The 23,179-nt window shown below is 56.6% G+C and carries 20 protein-coding genes and 1 tRNA gene; 11 read left to right on the top strand and 10 right to left on the bottom strand.

All coding sequences use genetic code 11. From position 1 onward, the window contains the following. The first annotated feature begins 80 nt into the window (after positions 1–80). From ACH2EM_RS04250 to ACH2EM_RS04215, 8 genes are all read left to right on the top strand, one after another. The gene (locus ACH2EM_RS04250) at positions 81–1,745 is read left to right on the top strand and encodes a phosphotransferase (RefSeq protein WP_395150864.1); all 1,665 of its coding nucleotides are present in this window, start codon (positions 81–83) and stop codon (positions 1,743–1,745) included. After that, a complete protein-coding gene (locus tag ACH2EM_RS04245) occupies positions 1,742–3,079 on the top strand; it encodes a hypothetical protein (RefSeq protein ID WP_395150863.1) in 1,338 nt (445 codons plus the stop codon). Before ACH2EM_RS04250 ends, ACH2EM_RS04245 begins: the two co-directional genes overlap by 4 nt. Before the next feature lie 3 nt (positions 3,080–3,082). Further along, the gene (yfcE, locus tag ACH2EM_RS04240) at positions 3,083–3,625 is read left to right on the top strand and encodes a phosphodiesterase (RefSeq protein ID WP_395150862.1); all 543 of its coding nucleotides are present in this window, start codon (positions 3,083–3,085) and stop codon (positions 3,623–3,625) included. Positions 3,626–3,646: 21 nt separating this feature from the next. Beyond that, positions 3,647–4,117, top strand: a complete 471-nt coding sequence (locus ACH2EM_RS04235) for an S-ribosylhomocysteine lyase (RefSeq protein ID WP_395150861.1) — start codon at positions 3,647–3,649, stop codon at positions 4,115–4,117. Between the two features lie 304 nt (positions 4,118–4,421). Beyond that, on the top strand, positions 4,422–5,489 hold the full coding sequence (locus ACH2EM_RS04230; RefSeq protein WP_395150860.1) for an ABC transporter permease: 1,068 nt from the start codon (positions 4,422–4,424) through the stop codon (positions 5,487–5,489). Next, positions 5,486–6,451, top strand: coding sequence for an iron chelate uptake ABC transporter family permease subunit (locus ACH2EM_RS04225; RefSeq protein ID WP_395150859.1), 966 nt, complete (start codon positions 5,486–5,488; stop codon positions 6,449–6,451). The genes ACH2EM_RS04230 and ACH2EM_RS04225 overlap by 4 nt, the downstream gene beginning before the upstream one ends. 3 nt (positions 6,452–6,454) lie before the next feature. Further along, positions 6,455–7,207, top strand: coding sequence for an ABC transporter ATP-binding protein (locus ACH2EM_RS04220; protein WP_395150858.1), 753 nt, complete (start codon positions 6,455–6,457; stop codon positions 7,205–7,207). Positions 7,208–7,253: 46 nt separating this feature from the next. Further along, positions 7,254–8,285, top strand: a complete 1,032-nt coding sequence (locus ACH2EM_RS04215; RefSeq protein WP_395150856.1) for a siderophore ABC transporter substrate-binding protein — start codon at positions 7,254–7,256, stop codon at positions 8,283–8,285. Between the two features lie 208 nt (positions 8,286–8,493). On the opposite strand, the gene ACH2EM_RS04210 is transcribed toward ACH2EM_RS04215, so the two are convergent. The 8 genes from ACH2EM_RS04210 to ACH2EM_RS04175 form a co-directional block, all read right to left on the bottom strand. Beyond that, on the bottom strand, positions 8,494–9,882 hold the full coding sequence (locus tag ACH2EM_RS04210) for a hypothetical protein (RefSeq protein ID WP_395150855.1): 1,389 nt from the start codon (positions 9,880–9,882) through the stop codon (positions 8,494–8,496). A gap of 12 nt (positions 9,883–9,894) precedes the next feature. Continuing rightward, a complete protein-coding gene (locus tag ACH2EM_RS04205) occupies positions 9,895–11,346 on the bottom strand; it encodes an MBOAT family O-acyltransferase (protein ID WP_395150854.1) in 1,452 nt (483 codons plus the stop codon). A 69-nt stretch (positions 11,347–11,415) separates the two neighbouring features. After that, positions 11,416–11,775, bottom strand: a complete 360-nt coding sequence (locus ACH2EM_RS04200; RefSeq protein ID WP_395150853.1) for a DUF2304 domain-containing protein — start codon at positions 11,773–11,775, stop codon at positions 11,416–11,418. After that, positions 11,772–12,482 carry a glycosyltransferase family 2 protein gene (locus ACH2EM_RS04195; RefSeq protein ID WP_395150852.1) on the bottom strand — a complete coding sequence of 237 codons (711 nt, stop codon included), beginning with the start codon at positions 12,480–12,482 and terminating at the stop codon, positions 11,772–11,774. Before ACH2EM_RS04195 ends, ACH2EM_RS04200 begins: the two co-directional genes overlap by 4 nt. 6 nt (positions 12,483–12,488) lie before the next feature. Next, positions 12,489–13,730 carry a glycosyltransferase family 4 protein gene (locus ACH2EM_RS04190; protein ID WP_395150851.1) on the bottom strand — a complete coding sequence of 414 codons (1,242 nt, stop codon included), beginning with the start codon at positions 13,728–13,730 and terminating at the stop codon, positions 12,489–12,491. 28 nt (positions 13,731–13,758) lie between these two features. Continuing rightward, positions 13,759–14,898 carry a non-hydrolyzing UDP-N-acetylglucosamine 2-epimerase gene (wecB, locus tag ACH2EM_RS04185; RefSeq protein WP_395150850.1) on the bottom strand — a complete coding sequence of 380 codons (1,140 nt, stop codon included), beginning with the start codon at positions 14,896–14,898 and terminating at the stop codon, positions 13,759–13,761. 30 nt (positions 14,899–14,928) lie between these two features. Further along, entirely contained in the window at positions 14,929–16,062 is a 1,134-nt protein-coding gene (locus ACH2EM_RS04180; RefSeq protein ID WP_395150848.1) for an NAD-dependent epimerase/dehydratase family protein, read from the bottom strand. Positions 16,063–16,083: 21 nt separating this feature from the next. After that, complete coding sequence (locus ACH2EM_RS04175; protein WP_395150847.1) at positions 16,084–17,130, bottom strand: polysaccharide biosynthesis protein; 1,047 nt, start codon at positions 17,128–17,130, stop codon at positions 16,084–16,086. A 244-nt stretch (positions 17,131–17,374) separates the two neighbouring features. Here ACH2EM_RS04175 and pepT point away from each other — a divergent pair, with 244 nt between their 5' ends. Both pepT and ACH2EM_RS04165 read left to right on the top strand, forming a co-directional pair. Next, positions 17,375–18,595, top strand: coding sequence for a peptidase T (pepT, locus tag ACH2EM_RS04170; RefSeq protein ID WP_395150846.1), 1,221 nt, complete (start codon positions 17,375–17,377; stop codon positions 18,593–18,595). A gap of 73 nt (positions 18,596–18,668) precedes the next feature. Further along, positions 18,669–20,327, top strand: coding sequence for a SulP family inorganic anion transporter (locus tag ACH2EM_RS04165; protein ID WP_395150845.1), 1,659 nt, complete (start codon positions 18,669–18,671; stop codon positions 20,325–20,327). Positions 20,328–20,414: 87 nt separating this feature from the next. On the opposite strand, the gene ACH2EM_RS04160 is transcribed toward ACH2EM_RS04165, so the two are convergent. Both ACH2EM_RS04160 and ACH2EM_RS04155 read right to left on the bottom strand, forming a co-directional pair. Then, positions 20,415–21,131: a GGDEF domain-containing protein gene (locus ACH2EM_RS04160; RefSeq protein WP_395150844.1), complete on the bottom strand. Its 717-nt coding sequence runs from the start codon at positions 21,129–21,131 to the stop codon at positions 20,415–20,417. A gap of 90 nt (positions 21,132–21,221) precedes the next feature. Beyond that, complete coding sequence (locus ACH2EM_RS04155; protein WP_395150843.1) at positions 21,222–22,646, bottom strand: TrkH family potassium uptake protein; 1,425 nt, start codon at positions 22,644–22,646, stop codon at positions 21,222–21,224. A gap of 449 nt (positions 22,647–23,095) precedes the next feature. On the opposite strand from ACH2EM_RS04155, the gene ACH2EM_RS04150 reads away from it, so the two are divergent. After that, a tRNA-Arg gene (locus tag ACH2EM_RS04150) sits at positions 23,096–23,172 on the top strand. Positions 23,173–23,179: the final 7 nt, after the last annotated feature.

The following is a 23,179-nucleotide window of genomic DNA, read 5'->3' as shown; positions in this document are numbered from 1 at the left end:
TGGCCGCCCGGTTGGCGCATATGATTGATGTATTGCGGCGGTCTTAAAACACAACATTGCTCAAGGAGGTTGAAGGACTTATGCCCAATCTATTGATTTTGGGGGCTGGCGGGTTTGGCCAGATGGTTTATGAATCGGCCGTATCCACCCGGCAGTTTGACAGCATTGCCATGCTGGACGACGCCAGCAAGGACAGCCGGGTGATTGGCAAGCTGGTGGACTACAAAGAGCTGCGCAGGGAGTACCCCTGTGCGGTGGCTGCCTTTGGCAGCAACAAGATGCGCCTGCAATGGGTGCAAAAACTGCTGGAGGCGGATTTTGTGGTGCCCACCATCATCCATCCCAGTGCAGTGGTAAGCCCCAGTGCAACCATTGGGGCAGGCAGCTTTGTAATGCAGCGGGCGGTCATCAATACCAACACCCGGCTGGGAATGGCCTGCCTGGTAAACAGCGGCGCCATTGTGGACCACGACACGGTGGTGGGGGAAGGCGCCCACATTGGCCTGGGCAGTGTGGTAAAGGCCAACTGCCAGGTGGAAGCCTGCCGCAAGGTGGAAGCGGGCGAGGTGATTTTTTCTCAGCGCCGCAAGATTGATGGGGTGGAAAGCCGTATGCTGGAGGATGCCCTCTATGCTTTTGGCCTGGGCAATCAGTGCAGCTATGTGCGCCCCTTTGGCGAGGGCCACATCAACGAAACCTATGGGGTGTATATGCAGATTGCAGGGGAACACGCCACCCAGGAGGAAGAACTGTGCTATATCTTGCAGCGGGTGAACACCAATGTGTTTAAAAAACCCCGTGAGGTAATGGATAACATCTTTGGTGTGACCGAGTACCTGCGGCAGAGCATCCGTCAGGCTGGCGGCGATGCAGACCGGGAAACCCTGAGTTACCTGAAAACCAAGGAAGGGGAGCCCTATTTTGAGGATACCGAGGGCCTGCCCTGGCGCTGCTACCATTATATTACCGATTCGGTATGTTACCAGAGTGTGGAACGGCCGGAGCAATTTTACGAGTCTGGTTACAGCTTTGGCCGCTTTTTGATGGAGCTGGACGGCTACCCGGCGGATACCCTGTACGAAACCATCCCCCGCTTTCACGATACCGAGGACCGGCTGAACAATTTTAAACAGGCACTGCGCCGGGATGTGAAAAACCGGGCTGCCAGCTGCAAAAAAGAAATTGAGTTTGTGCTGGACCGCCAAAAGGATTGCAGCGTGCTGATGGACCAGCTGCGCAAGGGCAACCTGCCCCTGCGGGTAACCCACAACGACACCAAGCTGAACAACATTCTGTTTGACGAAAAAACCGGCAAGGGCATCTGCGTAATCGACCTGGATACCATCATGCCGGGCCTGGCCCTGAACGATTTTGGCGACTCCATCCGGTTTGGTGCATCCACCGCCTCGGAGGATGAGCGGGATTTAAGCAAGGTGCATTTTGATTTGCAGCTGTTTGAAGCCTATACAAAAGGCTATCTGAAAGCAGCAGGCAAGGTGCTGACCCAAACCGAAAAGGATTATCTGACCTGGGGTGCAAAGCTGATTACCCTGGAATGCGGTATGCGCTTTTTAACCGACTATCTCCAGGGCGATACCTACTTTAAAACCCAGTATCCGGAGCATAATCTGGTGCGGGCCCGCACCCAGTTCAAGCTGGTGCAGGAGATGGAGCAGCAGTTTGAACGGATGCAGCAGATTGTAAGGGAATGCGACCGGCTTGCTGGGGAGGAACTGCAGCCGTGACCAGTTTTTTGTTGGATTGCTCCTTTTTTTACACCAAGGCTGCGCTGCTGGGGCTGCTTGCCGGCCTGCTGGTGCAGCTGGTCCGGTGCCGGGCAGATTTGTGGCGTGCCCTGCGGTCTGCCAGTCCCATGGCGGCATTGGGCCAGGCTGCGGGCCAGCCCCACTGGCTTTGGGGGGACTGGGCGGCAGCCCAAAGAGGCCGCTGGGCCAATTGGCTGTTTTGGGCAGCTGGCATGGCCCGCCTGTTTCAGACCTTTTTTTTGGAAAGCCTGATTCGGGAGCGGCTGCCCCTGCTGTATGCAGTGAGCATCCCTGTGCTGGACCATCTGGTGGGGTTTTGCCTGGTGGCAAAGCTGCTGGGCTTTAGCCGTTACACCCTGGGGGAGCTTTGTTCTGCCTGGCCCATGTTTTTTGTGGTATGGTACAGCTGCCAGAATAGCCACGAGCGGTGGCTGTTCTGGACGGCGCTGTTCTGCCTGGCGGCAAAGGATGTGGACCTGCGCCGGCTGCTCAAGATGGCACTGCCCACGGCGGCTGTGTGTACCCTGAGTGTGGTGTGTGGTTCGCTGCTTGGGTGGATTCCCACCCTGGTGGAGTTTGACACCCAGCGCCAGCGCAACAGTTTTGGCTACGAGTGGTACAACTATCTGGGCGTTTTGCTGCTGACCATGGGCATGATGTACCTGTGCCTGCGGCAGATTGGCCGCCTGCGCTGGTGGGATGTTCTGGTGCTGTTGGGCCTGGGGGCCTTCAGCCAGTTTGGGCCGGACAGCCGGGCCGCCACCGTCTGCTTGGTGCTGCTGGCCGCAGGCAGCCTGCTGGTTCGGCTATGGCCGGGGCTGCTGCGTCCGCTGGCGGTGCGTGTGGCCCTTAGCACCATGCCGGTGCTGCTATTTGCCATCAGCTTTACGGCGGTGGCCTGTTGGGAGAGCCAGTCTGTTTGGGTTGTGCTGCTGAACCGGGCCTTGAGCGGCCGCATTGAGCTGGGCGCCCAGGCTTTGGCGCAAATTCCGGTGGGGATTTTGGGAACCCATCCCCCTGACTGGATGCTGGTGGACAATGCCTATCTGTACTACTGGATTGTGTCCGGCCCGGTTGTGGCACTGCTGATGCTGGGGCTGCTGTGCGCCTTGCTGTGGAACCTGCTGAAAACCAGACACACCACCGAGGCAGTATGCCTGCTGGTGCTTTTGCTGCACGCCATGATGGAACGCCACCTGGCCAGTGCGGCGGTGAATATTACCCTGCTGCTGATGCCTGGTGTACTCTACTGGGGCAGCGCCCAACCCGGATTTGGCCCGGCGGACCAACCGGAATCCATAAAAGGAGAATGAACCATGAAATTGTTGATTGCGTCCGACCTGCACGGCTCGGCTTACTACTGCCAAAAACTGCTGGAGCGCATTGAAGCGGAACAGCCCGACCGCATTTTGCTGCTGGGAGATTTGCTGTACCATGGCCCCCGCAACGACCTGCCCCGGGACTATGCACCCAAGCAGGTGATTCCCATGCTGAATGGCCTGAAGGACCGCATTGTGGCGGTGCGGGGCAACTGCGAGGCCGAAGTGGACCAGATGGTGCTGGAGTTTCCTGTAATGGCAGACTACACCACCCTGCTGCTGGAGGAAGGCAAGCTGCTGTTTGCCACCCATGGCCACAAATTCAACCCGGAAAACCTGCCCCCCCTGCCCAAGGGCAGCGCCTTTGTGTTTGGCCATGTGCATGTAAAGCACACCCGCTGGCAGGACGATGTGCTGATTTTGAACCCGGGCAGCGTGTCCATCCCCAAGGATGGCTCCCACAGCTACATGGTGTACGAACAGGGCACCTTCACCACCAAAACTTTGGAAGGCGAAAGCCTGGAATGCATTGCTTTTTAATCTGCAAGGAGGAACCTACGAATGAAAACCATTGCCAGCTTTACCGTAGACCACGATGTACTGGAACCCGGTATGTATGTTTCCCGCATTGATGGGGATGTGGTGACCTATGACCTGCGAATGGTCAAGCCCAATGGGGGCGAATACCTGCCCAACCCGGCCATGCACACCTTTGAGCACCTGTTTGCCACCTATGTGCGCAACTCTCAGTACAGCCAGCAGATTGTGTATGTGGGGCCTATGGGCTGCCGCACCGGCTTTTACTTTTTAACCCGTGATGCCATGAGCCGTGCAGAGGCTTTGCAGCTGGTGCAGGAGTGCTTTGCCTTTATTGCACAGTACGAAGGCGAAATTCCCGGCAACCAGCCCAAGGAATGCGGCAACTACCGGGAGCACGACCTGGAGGGTGCCAAAAGCTGGGCTGCCCGTATGTGCCAGGTACTCAAAACCGTTACCCCCGAAACCATGGACTACGCCAGCAGCGGCGTGTAAACTCAAACCGAAAAACGCCGCCCTCTTTTGCACAAGGAGGGCGGCGTTTTTGCTTGCTGCGGGGCAGGGCAGACAAGCAGTGCAAGCATTGAAAACCAACAGGGGGGACGGATGGCACTCCCTGCAAGGGAACACGGACAGATTGCAGCAAACAGTGCAAGAATTTAAAACCGGAAGCCGAAAAAACAAAGGCGCAGCCCCAGGCAGTTATGCTATACTAACTTCCGTAAGTTTTGGTGCGCACCGTACCCAACGGAACCGCATCAACCATTTTTTTGCCCACTGGTTAGTCTTGGCTAATTGAGTGTGCGGCAAAAAGAACGGAGGGATTTTTATTAAACACAAAAACATTACAGCACTGCTGGCTGTTGCCCTGGTGCTGCTGAGCGTATGCTCATTGTTTGTGGGTGTTTTGGATCTGAACGCTGCCAGCCTGCTGGCAGGTGATTTGGAACAGCTTGAAATTGTTGTAATTTCCCGTTTGCCCCGTTTGCTGGCCATTCTTTGCACCGGTGTGGGCATGAGCGTGGCGGGCCTTATTATGCAGCAGCTCTGCCGCAATAAATTTGTTTCGCCCACCACAGGGGCAACCATCTCCTCGGCCCAGCTGGGCATTCTGCTTGCGCTGATTTTTTGGCCGGGCGCAACCCTGTGGGGCAGAGCCCTGTTTGCCTTTGGGGCAGCCATTGCAGGCACTTGGGTGTTTGTGTGGTTTATCCAGCGGATTCAGTTTAAGGATGTGGTGCTGGTGCCGCTGGTGGGCATTATGTTTGGCAACATCATTGGCGGCGTTACCAGCTATCTGGCTTACCAGTACGAGATGACACAGGCCCTGTCCACCTGGCTTACAGGCCATTTTTCCATGGTGATTAAGGGCCGCTACGAGCTGGTGTATCTGGTGGTGCCTCTGGTGATTGCGGCCTTTGTGTTTGCGGGCTACTTCAACATTGTGGGCATGGGCCAGAACTTTGCCCGAAACCTGGGTGTAAACTACAATCTTGTGCTGTTCTTGGGCCTTTCCATTGCAGCTATGATTACCGCCAGCGTGGTGGTAATTGTGGGCAGTATCTCTTACATTGGGCTGATTGTACCCAATGTGGTGGCCATGTTCAAGGGCGATAACATTAAGGGTACCCTGGTGGATACCGCCCTGTTTGGCGCCCTGTTTGTGCTGGTGTGCGATTTAATCAGCCGCGTGGTGATTGCACCCTACGAGCTGCCCATCGAGCTGGTGGTGGGCATTTTGGGCAGCGTGGTGTTTGCGGCGCTGCTGTTCCACCGGCTCAACGGCGGCAGCCGACTGCCCTTGAATGCCGGGGCTTGCGCTTGCAGCACCGCAGCGAATAAAGCCCAAAAGGAGGAAACTGCATGAACCAGGCCATAAAAGTAAACCGCCGCAAGCTGGCGGCGCTGGGGCTGCTCACCCTGCTGGTGGCGGCGGGCTACCTGTGCATTGGGGTGGACCCCCGGTACATTGCCTTTGCCTTTAGCCTGCGGGTGCCCCGTCTGGCAGTGATGCTGGTAACGGCTTTTTGCATTGGCAGTGCCTCCATTGTGTTTCAGTCCATCATTCAAAACAACATTGTTACCCCTTGTTTGCTGGGCATGAACTCTCTGTACACCCTCATTCACACCGTGGTGGTATTCTTTTTTGGCTCCGGCAGCCTCATTGCCCGCAGCCCGAACCTTGCCTTTGGGGTGGATTTGGTGCTCATGGGCATTACCGCCACCCTTCTGTATGGATTTATCTTTGAAAAAACACGGCACAATGTGCTGTATGTGCTGCTGGTGGGTACCATTTTAACCTCCTTTTTTGGCAGCATTCAAAGCACCCTTACCCGTGTGATGGATCCCAACGAGTATGACGCCTTGCTGGCCACCCTGGTGGCAAGCTTCAGCCGGGTGAATTCCGGCATTTTGCTGCTGGCAGTGCTGCTGATGGCGGCGGTGGCCTTTTGGCTGCGCAAAGACCTTGCCCTGCTGGATGTGATTACCCTGGGCAAGGCCCAGGCCATTAACCTGGGGGTGGATTACGACCGCACCATCCGCCGCTTGCTGCTGGGGGTTACCCTGTACATTGCCATTGCCACGGCCATGGTTGGCCCGGTTTCCTTTATGGGCCTGATTGTGGCCAACCTGGCCCGGCAGCTGATGCGCACCTACCGCCACACCCATTTGATTGCAGCAGCCGGGCTGATTGGCATGGTGGTGCTGGTGGGCGGTCAGCTGCTGGTGGAACGGGTGTACAGTTATGCGGTGCCCATCAGCGTGTTTATTACCGTGGGCGGCGGCATCTACTTTTTGTACCTGCTGCTGCGGCAAAGGAGGGCGTAAGCCATGCAGATTAAACAACTAATCAAACGCTACAACCAAAAAACCGTGGTGGATGAGGTAAGCTTTACAATCCCCAAAGGCAAGGTGCTTTCGCTCATTGGCCCCAACGGGGCGGGCAAGTCCACCGTTATGGGCATGATCAGCCGCCTGGTGGAGCGGGATGAAGGCCACATTCACTTTGAAGGCAAGGATTTAAAACAGTGGAAAAGCCGTGATTTGGCAAAGCGGCTGGCTATTTTGACCCAGTCCAACAACATCCAGATGAAACTTACCGTGCGGGAACTGGTGGCCTTTGGCCGCTTTCCGTACAGCGGCAGCCGCCTGACCCAGCAGGATGAGGAGATGGTGGACAAGGCCATTCGGTACATGGAGCTGGAGGAGTTTGAACATCGGTTTATCGACGAGCTTTCCGGCGGTCAGCGTCAGCGGGCCTACATTGCCATGGTAATTGCACAGGATACCGAATACATCCTGCTGGATGAACCCACCAACAACCTGGACATCTACCATGCCACCAACATGATGAAGATTGTCCGCCGCCTTTGCGACGAGCTGGGCAAAACCGTGATTCTGGTGCTGCACGAAATCAACTATGCAGCCTTTTATTCCGACTATATCTGTGCCTTCAAGCAGGGCGAGGTGGCAAAGTTTGGCCCGGTGGAGGAGGTAATCACCAAAGAAAACCTCTCGGAAATTTACGGGGTGGATTTTGAAGTCCAGCAGGTGGAGGGACGGCCCCTGTGTCTGTATTACTAACTGTTTATTTTTGACAAAAATTATTGTTTTAAGAAGGAGAATACCCATGAAAAAGATGTTATCCATTGCTCTGGCGGCCATTCTGGCCCTTTCGCTGGCAGCCTGCGGCAATCAGCCTGCGGCATCCGGCAATTCCGCATCCGAACATTCTGCTGCTTCCAGCACTTCGGCCTCTGCCACTCAGCAGCAGGAAACCCCCAGCACCATTACCATTAAGAGCCTGAACGGGGCAAAAGAGGTAATTGACCTGGAAGTGCCCTACAATGCCCAGCGCATTGCGGTGCTGGATATGGCTGCCCTGGATATTCTGGATGCTCTGGGCGTAGGTGACCGGGTTGTGGGCAGCGCAAAAACTTCTTTGGACTATCTGCAAAGCTATGTGGAGAACAAGGCGGTAAAAAATCTGGGTACCATTAAAGAGGCCGATTTGGAAAGCATCATGAGCTGTGAGCCGGATGTAATTTTTATTGGCGGCCGGCTGGCTTCCCAGTACGATGAGCTGAGCAAAATTGCCCCGGTGGTGTACCTGGCCACCGATACCGAGATTGGCGTGGTGGAGAGCGTGCGCACCAATGCCACCACCATTGCCTCCCTGTTTGGGCTGGAAGATCAGGTGGAAAGCCTGATGGCTGGTTTTGACAGCCGGATTCAGGCCCTGGCAGACTTTGCCCAGGGCAAGAGTGCGGTGGTGGGTATGTGCACCAGCGGCAGCTTTAATGTGCTGGGCAACGACGGCCGCTGTTCCATCATTGGCCGTGAGATTGGCTTTGAAAACATTGGCGTAGATGCACAGCTGGATACCTCCACCCACGGCAACGAGGCATCCTTTGAGTTTTTGGTGGAGAAAAACCCCCAGTACATCTTTGTAATGGACCGTGACGCAGCCATTGCGTCGGAAGGTGCCAAGCTGGCCCAGGAAATCATGAACAACGAGCTGGTAAACAAAACCCAGGCAGCCCAGAACAACCAGATTATCTATCTGGAGCATCCCGCTGTGTGGTACACCGCCGAAGGCGGCATTACTGCGCTGGATGTCATGCTGCAGGACCTGGAAAAGGGATTGGGCCTGACCGCCTGAGTCGGGCAAGCCCCCAGCAGATTTTTGCAAGAGCGCAAAACAAAAAAGCGTACCCCAAAAGGGTACGCTTTTTTTGTGCTGTAAGCAAGGCCTCAGCGGCTGCAAAGCATAAAGGGCTGGGCGTCAGCAGATACCAACGCCCAGCCCAAACACACTGGCCCATTGCCTGGGTCCATGCAAGGAGCGTGGCCCAAGCTGCCAGGGCTTGTTAAGGAGAATCGCCCTGGCTGGCCTGTGCCTCAATGGCATCCTGGTCAAAGTCCGCCGCATAGGGGGTTCCAAGGCCGGTGTCGGCCTGGGCCTGCAAGAACCAGTTTTCATCCACCACAAGGCAGTCCGCAGTGGTGCCCACGGTGGCTTGCTCCACCAGAGCAGGGTATTCCTTGCCGTAGCGGTTCAGGTACTCCTGCTGGTAGGCGGTTTGCTGGCCCTGCAAGGCGGCCTCCACCCCGGGGAACATCAGCCGCAGGGCCTCGCCCTTGCAGTGAATGCCATCAAAAAACAGCCATTCCTGAATGCCCACCCGGCTGGCGTGGTAGCTGCCATACAGGGGGATATTGTGCTCCTGGGCAAATTGGCGCAGCCAGGGCTCCACCTGGAAAAAGCCCTCCAGCCCCTGGGGGTTGTTGGCCACATGCTTGAGCACAAAGGGATGGTAGGGGGTAAGTAAAAAGATAACCTTTACCCCACGGCTTTGCACATAGGCAACAAATTCCTCAAAAATCTGGGTCCAATAGGGGTCCATGGAATCAAAGCCGTGCATCTGCTGGATGGTACCGGCCTGGGCCAGCACCTCGGCCATCATCTGGTCATAGGTCCAGTTGCGGAAATCCTTTTGGTAGTAGATGCTGCCGTCCGGACGCTTTACCGTGTAGCTCAAATCGTCAATCTGGCTCATATCCACCGCAAAAAAGGGGGAGTCGCTGGCCTGGCTGCCCGCTGCGGCTTGCTCCTGTTTTTGCTTTAAAAAATACCGAACATTGCCCTGAAAATATGAGGGGTCCAGCAGGGCTTTCCAGTGTTCCAACTGGTTGGGGGCTTCGTAGCCGGTATCCCGCCCCAGGCAGAGCTGCAAAAACTCCGCAAACAGCTCGCTGTCCGCCCGTTTGTTCAAATCCTGGCTGGAAACACCGTTGAACAGCCAGGGGTCCACCTCAAAAATCAGGGTTTGGGGCAGTTTGTCTGCCCGGTCAAACAGGTAAAAGGCATTGATCACATCCATCAAGCCTGCGCCGCTCATGCCTGCATTAAAAAAGCTGGCATCCCCGGCAATCTCCTTGGTGAGCTGCATCACCCGGCTGGAGCCAATGGCCAGGGTGGTGGGAACCTGCTCCTTGCTCAGATTTTGTACATACAGCTCCAAAACGGCCCGTTCGTCCATCTGGTCGTAGTTGGCTACGGTTTTGCCTTCCAGCAGCAGATTGCAGATTTCACGGGGGGCAAGCTCGCCCTGGAACAGACCGCTGATGTCCACCGTGTAGTTGAACCAGACCATAAAAAGCAGGATGGGCACAAAACACAAAGCCTTGATGGCAATACTCAGCAAAGTGAGCAAGCGCCGCACCATAAACCGTAAAATCGATAGAGGCTTTTTCATGGCAGCAGCTCCTTAGTAATTTTGATAGATGAAGGCCGACTTGCCAAAGGAGGCAAAAAACAGAATGGCCAGGGCCAGCAGGTAGTACAGCGGCCAGCGCACGGCGGCGCAGCGGCGGCGAATCCAGCTGGACACAGGGCCGTGGGCCTCCACAAAATCGGTTAGCAGAATGCCAGCGGCGCAGACCAGCGCAACCGGAAGGGTAAGGCCCTTATCCCCAAAACCGGCCAAAAGCTGGCTGAACGGGAGGTTCCAGCCCTCAAACAGCCCGGCATACACCGCAAAGGCACTGCCGCCATACAAATCCGCCGCAAAAAACACGATGCAGGCGGTAAACAAAAGGTACACACAGCACCGCTGGATGGCAGTGCGCAACCAGGCAATGCGGTAGAGGGGGTTCTTTTGGGCAAGCTGCGCCCGCAGCTGCTGGGTTTGGCGGCCTGCCGAAAGAATGATGCCGTTGAGGGCACCCCAAATCACATAGCCCCAGCTGGCACCATGCCACAGACCGCTGACCAGAAAGGTAATCAGGTTGTTGAGAATCTGCCGCCAGCGGCTGCACCGGCTGCCCCCCAGCGAGAAATACACATAGTCCCGGAACCAGCTGGAAAGGCTGATGTGCCAGCGCCGCCACAAATCCTGGTAAGTACAGGCGGCAAAGGGCCGGCGGAAGTTTTCGGTCAGGTCAAAACCAAGCACACGCCCGGCCCCAATGGCAATGTCGCAGCAGCCGGAAAAATCCAGATAAAGCTGGTAGCTGAACAGCAGACTGGCAGCCAGCAGGTACGGCCCGGCAGCGTTCTGCGGTGCGGCATAAACACCGCTTACAAACACCGAAAGGCTGTCGGCAAGTACCATCTTTTTAAAATAGCCCCACAGCATCCGAAAGGCGCCGCCGCTCATGCGCTGGTAGCTGAACTTATGGGGGGCGGTAAGCTGGGGAATCAGATGGCCTGCCCGCTCGATGGGGCCGGTAAAAATACAGGGGAAAAAGCTTACAAACAGGGCGTAGTGGGCAAGATTGAGCACCGGCTTTTGCTTGTGGCGGTAAACATCAAACAGGTAGCCCATGCTCTGAAACAAAAAATAGCTAAGCCCCAGCGGAACCACCAGGTTTACCTTGGGCAGCTGGAGCGAGAGGGTATCCCGGAGCAGCTGGGCCGCAAAATCATAGTATTTGTAGCGAACCAGGCAGTAGCCGCTGAAGGCAAGGCAGGCACCCAGCACGGTGCGCCGCAGCCATAAAAAATTCAGCTTGGAGCTGCCCAGCAGAATGCCGCCCAGCCAGGTGATGAGGGTTGCACACACCAGCACCCACACCAATTGCAGATTTTGGGGTTGGTAGCAGTAAAACAGGTAGCTGGCCAGCAGTAAAAAATAGGGTTTTACACGCTGGGGCATACAGTAGGTTAAAACAGCTGTGCCTGCAAAGAACCCCAAAAAAATCAGCGTATTAAAGTCCATTGTTGCACCTCGGTCTCCCTTACAAAATTTGTGCTACGGCAAAGGGGTGCTCTGCCGCAGCAGGCTGGCTTACCGGTGCAGCTGCTGCTCCAGCTTGCGCACCCGTTCCTCCAAAATGGCGTTGGCCTGGGTAAGCCGTTTAAGCTGTTCGGACTGTTTGCTTGCCGCAGAACACAAAGCCAGCAGAATGAGCAATATAAAGCCAATCATGAACAAAAAAATCATGTTGGAGACTACTTCAATCTGCAAAAGGGCCCGCAATACCTTAGCGGGGTAGGTCCACACCGAGAGCACCAGCATGGAACCGCCCAGCACCAGCCAGGGCAGGCTGAAACGCACCCCCAGCAGGCTTTTTTTGACCATGTAGACCACAAGCATTAAAAAAACCAGAGAGCCTGCAAACAAAAGCAGCTGAAATAAAGGGCTCATGCAGTCCATCCTTTCTGCCGGGCACCAATTCGGTGAATGACCAGTGCAAGGCTTACCTTGATCATGTAATAAACGCTCTTAAAGGCCCGGATGGAGGAAACGCCGCCCTGGCGTTCCACCATTTCCACCGGCACTTCCCCCACCCGAAAGCCGTTGCACAAAGCAGTGACGATGGCCTCCGGTTCGGGGTAGTCCTGGGCATAGTGGGCTGCAAAAAAGGCAGTCATTGCCCGGTTGCAGGCCCGGTATCCGCTGGTTACATCCAGCAGCTGCTGGCCGGTGAGCAGCCGAATCAGCCCGCTTAAAAACCGGATGCCCAGCCGCCGCATAAAGCTGGTTTGAAAGCCTTTTTTTTGAATAAACCGGCTGCCAATGCACAAATCCAGCTTGCCCTGGGCCACCGGCTCAATCACCTGGTTCAGGTAGCGGGGGTCGTGCTGACCGTCGCCGTCCATCTGAATGGTGATGTCGTAACCCTGCTCCATGGCATAGAGATAGCCGCACTGCACGCCGCCGCCAATGCCCAGATTCACCGGAAGATCCAGATAGTTCAGCTGGTGTTCCTTTAAAATCTGGCGGGTGTTATCGGTGGAGCAATCGTTCACAATGATGTAATCTACCTGGGGGCAGGCGGTACGCAGATTGTTCACCACCTGCACAATGTTGCTGGACTCGTTATAGCAGGGGATAATTACCAAAACCTTCAAACCGGTTCACCTCACAGTATCGTTGATGGGAGCAGGGCCGCTTAAAGCCTGCACCAGCTGTTCCAGCACGCTGCTGCGCTGGTAGTGAGCCTGGTAGTAGGCAAAGGCCCGCTGGCCCATGGCAGCCCGCTGCTGGGGGCTGGTGTTGTAAAGCTGAAGAATGCGCTGCGCCAGGGCGTTTGCATCCTGTGCAGGGCTGGTGTAGCCGCACTGGGCCTGCTCCACCGCCCGGGCACCCTCCCCGTCCATGCTGGCCAGAATGGGCTTTGCAGCGGCCATATAGCTGGCAATCTTGGCAGGTACCGTCATGCCCAAATCCGGGCTGGCACTCAAGGGGGCCACAAGGGCCTGGGCCAGGCTGGTGTAGCAGGGAATGTTCTGCGGGGCAGTACTGCCTGCAAAGACCACCGTGTCCTGGGCGTTCAGCTGGGCAGCAAGCTGCTCCAGCTGGGGGCGGCTCATGCCGTCCCCCACCAAAATCAAACGCAGGTCCTGGGCGCCCTGCTGCTTTGCCTGCACCACCGCCCGAATGACGGTGTCCAGGCTTTGGGCAGGGCTGAAATTGCCTGCAAACAGCAGATTAAAACCCCCTGCAAACCGCTGCTCCAAGGCAGGGTCATGGCCGGGCTGGGCGTAAAAATCCTCGCAATGCTGGGGGATAACCCAAACCCGGCTGGAATCAAAGCCAGTGCGCTCCATGAGCCGCTCTTTCAGCGAGTCGCTCATGGCAATCAGCCGGTCGGCCTGTTTGTAGTGCCAATCGCTCACCCAAAGGGCAATGCGGCACAGCAGGGGATTGGACACCGGCAGCACGCTGTAAAGGTTTTCGGGCCAGATGTCCAGCACATAGCTTACCAGGGGCACCCGGTGCAGCTTTGCATACAAAATTGCAGGCAGATTCATGAGCACCGGGCTGGTGTTGTAGCAAAGCACTGCATCGTAGGGGCCTTTCAGCCGCCAGAGATGAAACAGTGCAAACACCGGCCAGCTGATGTAGTTTAAAAAAATCATGGGGCCGGTGTTGCCCCGGCGGGGAATTTCCCCGGCACGGAACACCTGGGCGCCCTTGTACTGCTGGCGGCGGGGGGTGGTGTAGCGGTAGCCCTCAAACCATTCCCCCTTGGGGTAGTTGGGCAGACCACACAGCACATCCACCTGAATGTCCTGCTGGACAAAGCCCTCCACAACATCGTTGATGCGGAAGGGCTCCGGCCAGAAATGCTGGCTGACCACTAAAATTCGTTTCACGCTTATAAACACTCCTGCCTGGGGGCTTTTAGAATTTACGCCACACCATCTTGTTGACTACGCCCACATAGCTTTGGATGATTTTTACCACCTTGGTGGAAACATCCTCCACATAGTTGGGCACGGGGATGCCAAGATCACCGTTCTGGTTCATGGCAACGGCGGTTTCCACCGCCTGTTCCACCCCGCCGGCGGTGATGCCCGCCAGGATAAAGCAGCCCTTGTCCAAAGCTTCCGGCCGCTCGGTGGAGGTGCGGATGCACACCGCAGGGAAGGGCTTGCCGATGCTGGTAAAAAAGCTGGATTCCTCCGGCAGGGTGCCGGAGTCGCTCACCACGCAGAAGGCGTTCATCTGTAAATGGTTGTAATCGTGAAAGCCCAAAGGCTCGTGCAGGCGCACCCGCTCATCCAGGGCAAAGTTCATGGCCTCCAGCCGTTTGCGGCTGCGGGGATGGCAGGAGTACAAGATGGGCATATCGTACTTTTGGGCCAGGGCATTGATGGAGGAGAACAGGGCCACAAAGTTCTGCTGGGTGTCGATGTTTTCCTCCCGGTGGGCACTCAGCAGCATATAGCGGCCAGCTTCCAGCCCCAGCCGCCCCAGCACATCCGAAGCCTCAATCTGTTCCAGATTGGCCCGCAGTACCTCTGCCATGGGGCTGCCGGTTACATAGGTGCGCTCCTTGGCGGTGCCCTCCGCATTCAGGTAGCGGCGGGCATGCTCGGAATAGCACAGGTTCACATCCGCAATGTGGTCCACAATGCGGCGGTTGGTCTCCTCCGGCAGGCATTCGTCAAAGCAGCGGTTGCCGGCTTCCATGTGGAAAATGGGAATGTGCAGCCGTTTTGCCGCAATGGCGGACAGGCAGCTGTTGGTATCGCCCAAAATCAGCAGGGCATCCGGCTGAAGCTGGGCCATCAGCTTGTAGCTTTTGGCAATGATGTTGCCGATGGTCTCGCCCAAATCCTCGCCCACGGCGTTCAGGTAGTGGTCCGGCTCCCGCAGGCCCAGGTCCTTAAAAAAGATGCCGTTGAGGGTGTAGTCGTAGTTCTGGCCGGTGTGCACCAGAATCTGGTCAAAGTACACATCGCATTTTTTAATCACAGCCGCCAGGCGGATGATTTCCGGCCGGGTGCCCACGATGGTCATTAGTTTCAGTTTGCTCATACAAATGCTCCTTGTTGTTTAACGGGGGGGTCAAACCGGCAGAAAGAAGGTGTCCGGATGGTCCGGGTCAAAGGCTTCGTTGGCCCACATCACCGTTACCAGGTCGGTATCACCCACATTTTCGATGTTGTGGGTGTAGCCGGTGGGAATGTCCACAACCTCCAGCTTGTCGCCGCTGACCGGGTATTCAATCACCTGGTCACTGTCGATGGCACGGAACCGAATCACCGCTTTGCCGCTTACCACCAAAAACTTTTCGTTTTTGCTGTGGTGCCAGTGGTTGCCCTTGGTGATGCCGGGCTTGGAGATGTTGATGCTCACCTGGCCCCGTTCCGGGGTGCGCAAAAATTCGGTAAAGCTGCCCCGCTGGTCCGCATGGGTGACAAGCGGGTAGGAGAACTGGTCCTGGGGCAGGTAGGAAAGCCAGGTGGAATAGAGCTTTTTTTCCAGGCTGTTTTCCGCCAGCAGGGGAACCTGCAGGCTGGTGCGGTTGGCGGCAAAGCCCTCGATTACCTGGGCCAGATGCCCCAAGGTGGTGGTGTGCACCGGCTGCACCAGGCACAGAGGCTCCAGGCTGCGGTCCTGCATTACCTGGCCGTCCATGGCCTGCACAAAGCAGCGCACCACATCGTCGATATAAACCAGTGGCAGACTGAATTCCGGGTCCCGCACCGAGAGGGGAATGCCGTGGGCGGCGTTATGGCAGAAGGTGGCCACCACGCTGTTGTAGTTGGGGCGGCACCATTTGCCAAACACCCCCGGCAGCCGGAACACATACACCGGCGCACCGGTGCGGCGGCCATAGGCAAACAGGGCCTGTTCTGCCTGGGCTTTGCTTTTGCCATAGTCGTTGTCCAGCTGGGCCTGGGTGCTGCTGGTGACCAGCACCGGGCAGGGATTGCCCGCCTGCTCCAGCATGGCAAGCAGGCTTTCGGTCAGGCCGGCGTTGCCGGTATAGAACTCGCTGGGGTCCTGGGGACGGTTGATGCCAGCCAGGTGGAACACAAACCGGGCCCGGCGGGCATACTCCTGCAAGGTCTGGGCAGTGTCGGCCCGTTCAAAGAGCATCAGGTCTGTAAAACCGGCGGCTTTCAGGGTGGCGGTAAGGTTGCGGCCGATAAATCCCCCGGCGCCGGTAATCAGAATGGGTGCGTTCTGGTCCATAAAAGGCGGCTCCTTTGCTTGTTATTTCTTCCAGTCGGCCAGAGCCTGCTGTACATAGTCGGTGGTCAAAATCTTTTCCACCGTCTGCTCCACATTCAGCCGGCGGGTGTTGTGGCTGGTGTAGGCTTCGTCAGCCTCGGTGTGCACCTGGCCCTGCACCACAAATTTGTCATAGTTCAGGTCACGGCCATCGGCGGACACACGGTAGTAGCCGCCCATGTCCTCGCTGCGAATCCGCTCCTCTCTGGTCATGAGGGTTTCGTACAGCTTTTCGCCGTGGCGGGTGCCGATAATCTGGGTGCCGGTGTCCCCAAACAGCTGCTGCACTGCCTTGGCCAGGTCCCCAATGGTGGAAGCATCGCTCTTTTGCACAAACAAATCACCGGGGTTTGCGTGCTCAAAGGCAAACTGAACCAGGTCCACCGCCTCGTCCAGATTCATCAGAAAGCGGGTCATGCTGGGGTCGGTGATGGTGATGGGCTTACCGGCCCGAATCTGGTCGATAAACAGGGGAATCACGCTGCCCCGGCTGCACATTACATTGCCGTAACGGGTGCAGCAGATGGTGGTATCCTCTGCTTTTACGGTGCGGGCCTTTGCGCCGATGACCTTTTCCATCATGGCCTTGGAAATGCCCATGGCGTTGATGGGGTAGGCGGCCTTATCGGTGGAGAGGCAAACCACCTTTTTTACCCCTGCGTCAATGGCGGCAGTGAGCACATTGTCGGTGCCGACCACATTGGTGCGCACAGCCTCCATGGGGAAGAATTCGCAGCTGGGCACCTGCTTGAGGGCAGCGGCATGAAAGATGTAATCCACGCCCCGCACGGCACTGCGCACACTGTCGATTTCCCGCACATCGCCCAGATAAAACCGCAGCTTGCCCGCCAGCTGGGGATGCTTTTGCTGGATTTCGTGGCGCATATCATCCTGCTTTTTTTCATCACGGGAAAAGATTCGGATTTCGCCAATGTCGCTGGCCAAAAAATGCTTGAGTACGGTGTTGCCAAAACTGCCGGTACCGCCGGTAATCAAAAGGGTTTTGTTGGTAAAATAGCTGCCTGCCATAAAAAAGGCCTCCGTTTCTATCATTTCGCCCCTGAAACCCAGGGCGGGTAAGCACACTGATACAGAACATAGCATACCACAAAAGCGTCGGTATTCCAAGTATAACGGGGGAATTTGGCGAGCCGGCGCACCTGTGCAGGGCAATCTCTGCCCTTTTTATTTTACCCCGTTTGTGATACAATTCAGTACATAGAACAACTGCCGCTGTTTGCAGCAGCGGCTGCCAAGGAAAGGATGAATCACTATGCGTGCATACCAACGCTTTTTGGACTATGTAACCATTTACACCACTTCGGACCCGGCCAGCACCAGCCATCCCACCACCCAGCGCCAGTTCGACCTGGCCCGCCTGCTGGTCAAGCAGCTTCGGGAGATGGGCATTGAGGATGTAACGCTGGACGAGCACTGCTACATCTACGCAAAAATCCCAGCCACCCCCGGCCTGGAGCACAAGCCCGCCCTGGGCTTTGTGGCCCACATGGATACCGCCCCGGCGGCTCCCGGTGAGGGGGTAAAGCCCCAGGTAATTGCCAACTACGACGGCGGCGATGTGCTGCTGCCTGGCAGCGGCCAGTGGATGACGGTGGAGCGTTTTCCCGAACTGAAAAACTGGAAGGGCCAAACCCTGATTACCGGCGACGGCACCACCCTGCTGGGAGCAGACGATAAGGCAGGCATTGCGGAGATTATGACCCTGGCTCAGCAGCTGATGAAGGGCGAAGTTGCCCACGGCCCCATCTGCATTGGTTTTACCCCGGACGAGGAGGTTGGCCAGGGTGCAGACCTGTTTGATGTGCAGCGTTTTGGGGCTGCCTATGCCTACACCGTGGACGGCGGCGATGTGGGGGAACTGGAGTACCAGAACTTTAACGCAGCGGATGCCACCGTGCGCATCCATGGCTTTTCGGTGCACCCCGGCAGCGCAAAGGGCCTGATGAAGAATGCCCAGACCATTGCCATGGAGTTTGCCGCCGGTCTGCCCCCGCTGGAAGTGCCGGAGCACACCGAGGGCTTTGAGGGCTTTTTCCACCTGGAAAGCATGGAGGGCGATGTAACCGCTGCCAAGCTGCACTACATCATCCGGGACCATGACCGCCAAAAATTTGAGGCCCGCAAGGAGCTGCTGGTTCAGCTGGCCCAGCGGCTGAATCAGACCCACGGCGAGGGAACGGTGGAGCTGACCATGCAGGACAATTACTACAACATGGAAGAAAAGGTGAAGCCCCACTTCCATCTGGTGGAAAATGCAGCCCAGGCCATCCGCCAGGCAGGTCTGGAGCCTCACATTGTGCCCATCCGGGGCGGCACCGATGGTGCACGGCTCTCCTTTATGGGGCTGCCCTGCCCCAACCTGGGCACCGGCGGCTTCAACTTCCATGGTCCCTGCGAATACATCACCGCAGAAAAAATGGACAAGAGCGTGGAAATTCTGCTGAACCTGGTGTCTAACTACGCAAACAACTAACCAACCAAGCCACCAGCGGCAAACCGTGCGCCGCTGGTGGCTTTTGAGTGCAAACAGGGGAGGAATTTGTGGCATGAAAACCTATTGGAAGGATTTGCAGCAGGAATTTGCAGGCTATAATGGAGCCGCACTGCTGGCGGATATCCTGGCGGGCCTTACCGTTGCGGCGGTGGCCCTGCCCTTGGCTCTGGCCTTTGGCGTAAGCAGCGGCGCCGACGCTGCCAGCGGCATGATTACCGCCATTCTGGCCGGTATTGTGATTGGCATTCTGGGGGGTGCTGCCTACCAAATCAGCGGCCCCACCGGCGCAATGGCGGCCATTCTGGTGGGCATTGCAGGCCGGTATGGGGTGCAGGGGGTGCTCACCGCAGGCTTTTTGACCGGTGCCATTCTGCTGGTTATGGCCCTGCTGCGGGTGGGCAAGCTGGTATCCTACATTCCGGTGCCGGTCATCACCGGCTTTACCTCCGGCATTGCCATTATTATTGCCCTGGGCCAGATTGATAACTTTTTTGGCACCACCAGCCAGGGAGAAAACGCCCTGCAAAAGCTGGCCTCCTACGCCAGCCTGGGCTTTAAGCCCAACCCCCAGGCGGTTTTGTTTGGCGTGCTGGCAGTGGTGGTAATGCTGGCCTGGCCCAAAAAGCTGGCCCGCTGGCTGCCCGGCTCCCTCATGGCCATTGTGGTGGCCATCCCCATTAACTTTTTGCTCAACCCAAACAGCAGCGCTTCGCAGGTGGCAGAGGTGGGGGCCATCCCTCAAACCCTCATCACCCCCCACGGCCTGCTGCAAACCGGGCTGGATGTTTCCATGCTGCCCCAGCTGCTGCTGCCCGCCTGCTCCATTGCGGCCCTTGGCATGATTGAAAGCCTGCTGTGCGGCGCTGCCGCAGCCCGCATGACCGGCCAGCCCCTTAACTCCACCCGGGAGCTGGTGGCCCAGGGCATTGGCAACCTGGTGATTCCGCTGTTTGGCGGCGTGCCTGCCACGGCGGCCATCGCCCGTACCTCGGTGGGCATTAAAAGCGGTGGTCGTACCCGTATGGTAAGCGTGGTGCACGCCATCACCCTGATTTTGTCCATGTTTTTGCTGGGCGGCATTATGGGCCGCATTCCCCTGGCTACCCTGGCTGGGGTGCTGATGGTAACGGCCTGGCGCATGAACGAGTGGCCGGCCATCCGGCGGCTGTTCCAAAACAAGCTGCGGGCTTCTCAGGCGCAGTTTTTGGCCACCATGGCCGCCACCGTGGTGTTTGACTTAGTGGTAGCCATTCTGGTGGGCATTGGCGTGGCCATGCTGCTGTTTGTGCTCAAGAGCTGCAACCTGGAAGTGGCGGTGAGCGATGTGCGCCGCAAGCAGGGCGGGCAGGAGATTGCCTTCCCCCAGGTGAAGGTGGTGTACCTGACCGGTCCGCTGTTTTTTGGCACCCAGGAGCAGCTTACCCGCCAGATGGCCCAGATGGCCGAACCCCTCAAGGGGGTTATCTTTTCCATGCGTGGCGTGCCCTATATGGACGATACCGCCGCGGATATGCTGTGTGAACTGACCCAGCAGCTGAACCAGCAGGGCACCCAGGTGCTGTTTTGTGCGGTGCAGCCCAAGGTGAAAGAGGTTATGGAGCAGGCCGGTTTGGTGGAGCAGACCGGCGCCCACTGCTTTGTGTGGGACGCCATGGAAGCCATCGACTGGATGGAACAGCTGAATCTTTTAAAAACCACACAGTCTGTGTAATGCAAAAAAGCAGGATTCCCTCCTGGAAGGGAATCCTGCTTTTTGTATGGGTTGATTTGCCGCCAGAGGGCTGAACCTGCGAGAAAATTACCCCTTGGAATGGGCGGCGCCGTGTTCTGGCCGGTGGATTTGAAAGGAGTTTTTGCCGCTGCGCTTTACCTGGTAAAGGGTTTCGTCCACCTGTTTGAATACCTTCTCGTAGTCTGCGCCTTTTAAGCAGTAACCAGCGCCAATGCTCATGGAAAGATTGGCCTGCGGATATTGCAGGCTGATTTGATTGAGAGAGTCGCACAGATGGCTGAATTTACGGTTCAACACCTGTTCGTCCAGATGTTTGGGAATCAGTACCATAAATTCATCGCCGCCAAACCGGCCCACCAGGTCGGTGCTGCGGAAGGTGCTGGAAAGCAGGCTTGCGGTCTGGCGGAGTACCGCATCGCCCTGGTCGTGGCCATACAGATTGTTCACCTTTTTAAAGTTATCCAGGTCAATTATCACCAGGGTTGCGTTGGCGTGGCGCAGGTGTTTTTTCACCTGGGTCAAAAAGGCGCTCTTATCGGCTTGTTCCTGCTGCATTTTTTGAATGTTTACCTTGGCCATTTGCAGCAGGGTGCTGTACTCGTTCAGCTGGGTTTCAATCTCCCGGGCGTGGCTTTCCGTCAGTAGCATACCCATGCTTTGTGCATTGCGCAGCAGGTGATCCCGGAACAACAGCACACTGGCCCCCAGAATACACTCCAGCAGAACCAGCAGCAGAAAGGAGAGAGCAAGAACTTTTTTTAAGAAAAAATTACGAATGGACATGGGATTAATGCGAAGCCTGCTAAAAAAATCCGGGGAACAGCCCGGCTGCAATCCACAGGCAGCTTGCGTTATGTGGGTATGCCTGAGAACTTAGCCCACATTAATTTTGCCTTCGGGCAGTACAGCAAACCGGCCCTTCTTTTGGTTTTGTCTGGCCAGGCTGATGACCATGGAGATGGGGCCTACACGGCCAATAAACATGGTGAGAATGGTTACAATCAAAGCAGGTGCCTGCATGGTGGCCGTTACGCCCACGCTGCAGCCCACCGTCGCAAAGGCGCTGACGGTTTCGTACAGGCAGTCCAGCGGGCTGACGGTTTCGCCGCTGTAAAAAAAGACGCACAGGGTGGAAACTACCACAATGGCAATGGCCAGCATGGTGATGGACAAAGCCTGATAAACGGTTTTTTTGTTGATGCGCCGCTGCATCAGCTGGGCGTCCTCCTGGCCGGTGGCCACCGAGGCAACCGTAACCAAAAGTATGCTGAAAGTGGTTACCTTGATACCGCCGCCGGTGCCGCCCGGTGCTGCACCAATAAACATAAGCACCGACAGCATACATTTGGTAATGGGGTTCATGGCGGCCAGGTCTACCGTGTTAAACCCGGCGGTGCGGGCGCTTACCGACTGGAAGGCGCTGTTTACAACTTTATCAAACACGCCCATGGGGCCAATGGTGTGGGGGTTGTTCCACTCCAAAAAGGCAAAGGCCACCGTGCCGCCCACAATCAGCCCGGCGGTGCAGATGAGAACCACCTTGGCATGGAGCGAAAGATGCCGCTGTTTGCGCCACTGGCTCAGCTCGTACCAGACCATAAAGCCAAGGCCGCCGGCTGCAATCAAAAACATAATAACCGTTTGCACATACCAGTTGCCCGCATACCCGGTAAGGCTCACATAGGGAGCGGCCCGGCCTAGAATATCAAACCCTGCATTGCAGAACGCCGAAATGGAAAGAAACAGGGATACAAAGATGCCCTCTGCGCCGAACCGGGGTACAAACACCGGCAGCAGCAGCACAAAGCCCAGTGCCTCAAACACAGCGGAGATGCGAATGACCCAAAGCAGAAGCTTCATCACATCCGCCACATTGGTGGAGCCAATGGATTCGCTGGCCAGCCGCATGGATTTAAAACCCACCCGGCGGCGCAGTGCCACCATCACAAAGCTGGTGAGGGTAACAAGCCCCAGACCGCCCACCTGAATGAGTGCAAGAACAACAATCTGGCCAAAGCGGGTAAAGGCCTGAAAGGTATCCACCCGAATCAGGCCGGTTACGCAGGTGGCACTGGTGGCGGTAAAAAGGGCATCCAAAAATGCAATGCCCTTGTGGGTGGAAAAAGGAAGCAGCAACAGCAGCGTACCGGTGATGATGACCCCCAAAAAGCTGGATACAATCAACCGGGTGGGGGAGATTTCCTCCAGCCGTTTGCGCATGGTTTTGGGTGCGTGGGAGCTCCGGCTTAACAAACGACTAAATTGGGACGATGTGCCGGTTTGAGGTTGTTGGTCCAAAAAAAATACCTCCTTTGTTTTACCAGTTGGCCCTGCCTGCCCAGCCAGGGCAGTGCCGAGGGTCAAACCATATCCTTGCGGCTGCAAACCAAGCCGCAAACAAGTGAATGAATGCTGCCCGCCATACCCTGGGCAAAACCCGGCATGGCGGTTTCTTAGTATACTATACAATGAAGGAAAGGTGATTTCAACTTGATTTTACCCACGGTATCCTTTATAATAAAAAAGCATTGCGGCCCCGGGGGCCAAAGCACCGCCTGCACCATGGCTTGGCCCAAACAGCGGCAGCGGTACAGCGTAACTTTGCACAGCCCTGGGCCGCACGCCATGCAGCAATGCACCCGTATAGTAGAATATGCCCCCTTAGTTAAATGGATATAACAAGCCCCTCCTAAGCGGCAGTTCGTTCGAATCCTGTGGAGCCTGAAAATTGAATATTTGTTGTATAAGCCCCCGTACCTCACCGGGATAGAGGGTCCGCCTCCTAAGCGGAATGTAGTGAGTTCGAGTCTCGCCGGGGGTGCCAAAATGAC

Source organism: uncultured Allofournierella sp., assembly GCA_944382705.1.
Taxonomy (GTDB): domain Bacteria; phylum Bacillota; class Clostridia; order Oscillospirales; family Ruminococcaceae; genus Allofournierella.
The sequence above is the reverse complement of the archived record's forward strand: the minus strand, read 5'-3'. Positions and strand labels throughout refer to the sequence as shown.

Coding starts and splice junctions, on each gene's coding strand:
- ACH2EM_RS04175 (WP_395150847.1), bottom strand. CDS start 17,130: ATGGCAGGCAGCTATTTTACCAACAAAACCCTTTTGATTACCGGCGGT.
- ACH2EM_RS04180 (WP_395150848.1), bottom strand. CDS start 16,062: ATGGACCAGAACGCACCCATTCTGATTACCGGCGCCGGGGGATTTATC.
- pepT (WP_395150846.1), top strand. CDS start 17,375: ATGCGTGCATACCAACGCTTTTTGGACTATGTAACCATTTACACCACT.
- wecB (WP_395150850.1), bottom strand. CDS start 14,898: ATGAGCAAACTGAAACTAATGACCATCGTGGGCACCCGGCCGGAAATC.
- ACH2EM_RS04165 (WP_395150845.1), top strand. CDS start 18,669: ATGAAAACCTATTGGAAGGATTTGCAGCAGGAATTTGCAGGCTATAAT.
- ACH2EM_RS04215 (WP_395150856.1), top strand. CDS start 7,254: ATGAAAAAGATGTTATCCATTGCTCTGGCGGCCATTCTGGCCCTTTCG.
- ACH2EM_RS04250 (WP_395150864.1), top strand. CDS start 81: ATGCCCAATCTATTGATTTTGGGGGCTGGCGGGTTTGGCCAGATGGTT.
- ACH2EM_RS04235 (WP_395150861.1), top strand. CDS start 3,647: ATGAAAACCATTGCCAGCTTTACCGTAGACCACGATGTACTGGAACCC.
- ACH2EM_RS04205 (WP_395150854.1), bottom strand. CDS start 11,346: ATGGACTTTAATACGCTGATTTTTTTGGGGTTCTTTGCAGGCACAGCT.
- ACH2EM_RS04210 (WP_395150855.1), bottom strand. CDS start 9,882: ATGAAAAAGCCTCTATCGATTTTACGGTTTATGGTGCGGCGCTTGCTC.
- ACH2EM_RS04225 (WP_395150859.1), top strand. CDS start 5,486: ATGAACCAGGCCATAAAAGTAAACCGCCGCAAGCTGGCGGCGCTGGGG.
- yfcE (WP_395150862.1), top strand. CDS start 3,083: ATGAAATTGTTGATTGCGTCCGACCTGCACGGCTCGGCTTACTACTGC.
- ACH2EM_RS04160 (WP_395150844.1), bottom strand. CDS start 21,131: ATGTCCATTCGTAATTTTTTCTTAAAAAAAGTTCTTGCTCTCTCCTTT.
- ACH2EM_RS04200 (WP_395150853.1), bottom strand. CDS start 11,775: ATGAGCCCTTTATTTCAGCTGCTTTTGTTTGCAGGCTCTCTGGTTTTT.
- ACH2EM_RS04220 (WP_395150858.1), top strand. CDS start 6,455: ATGCAGATTAAACAACTAATCAAACGCTACAACCAAAAAACCGTGGTG.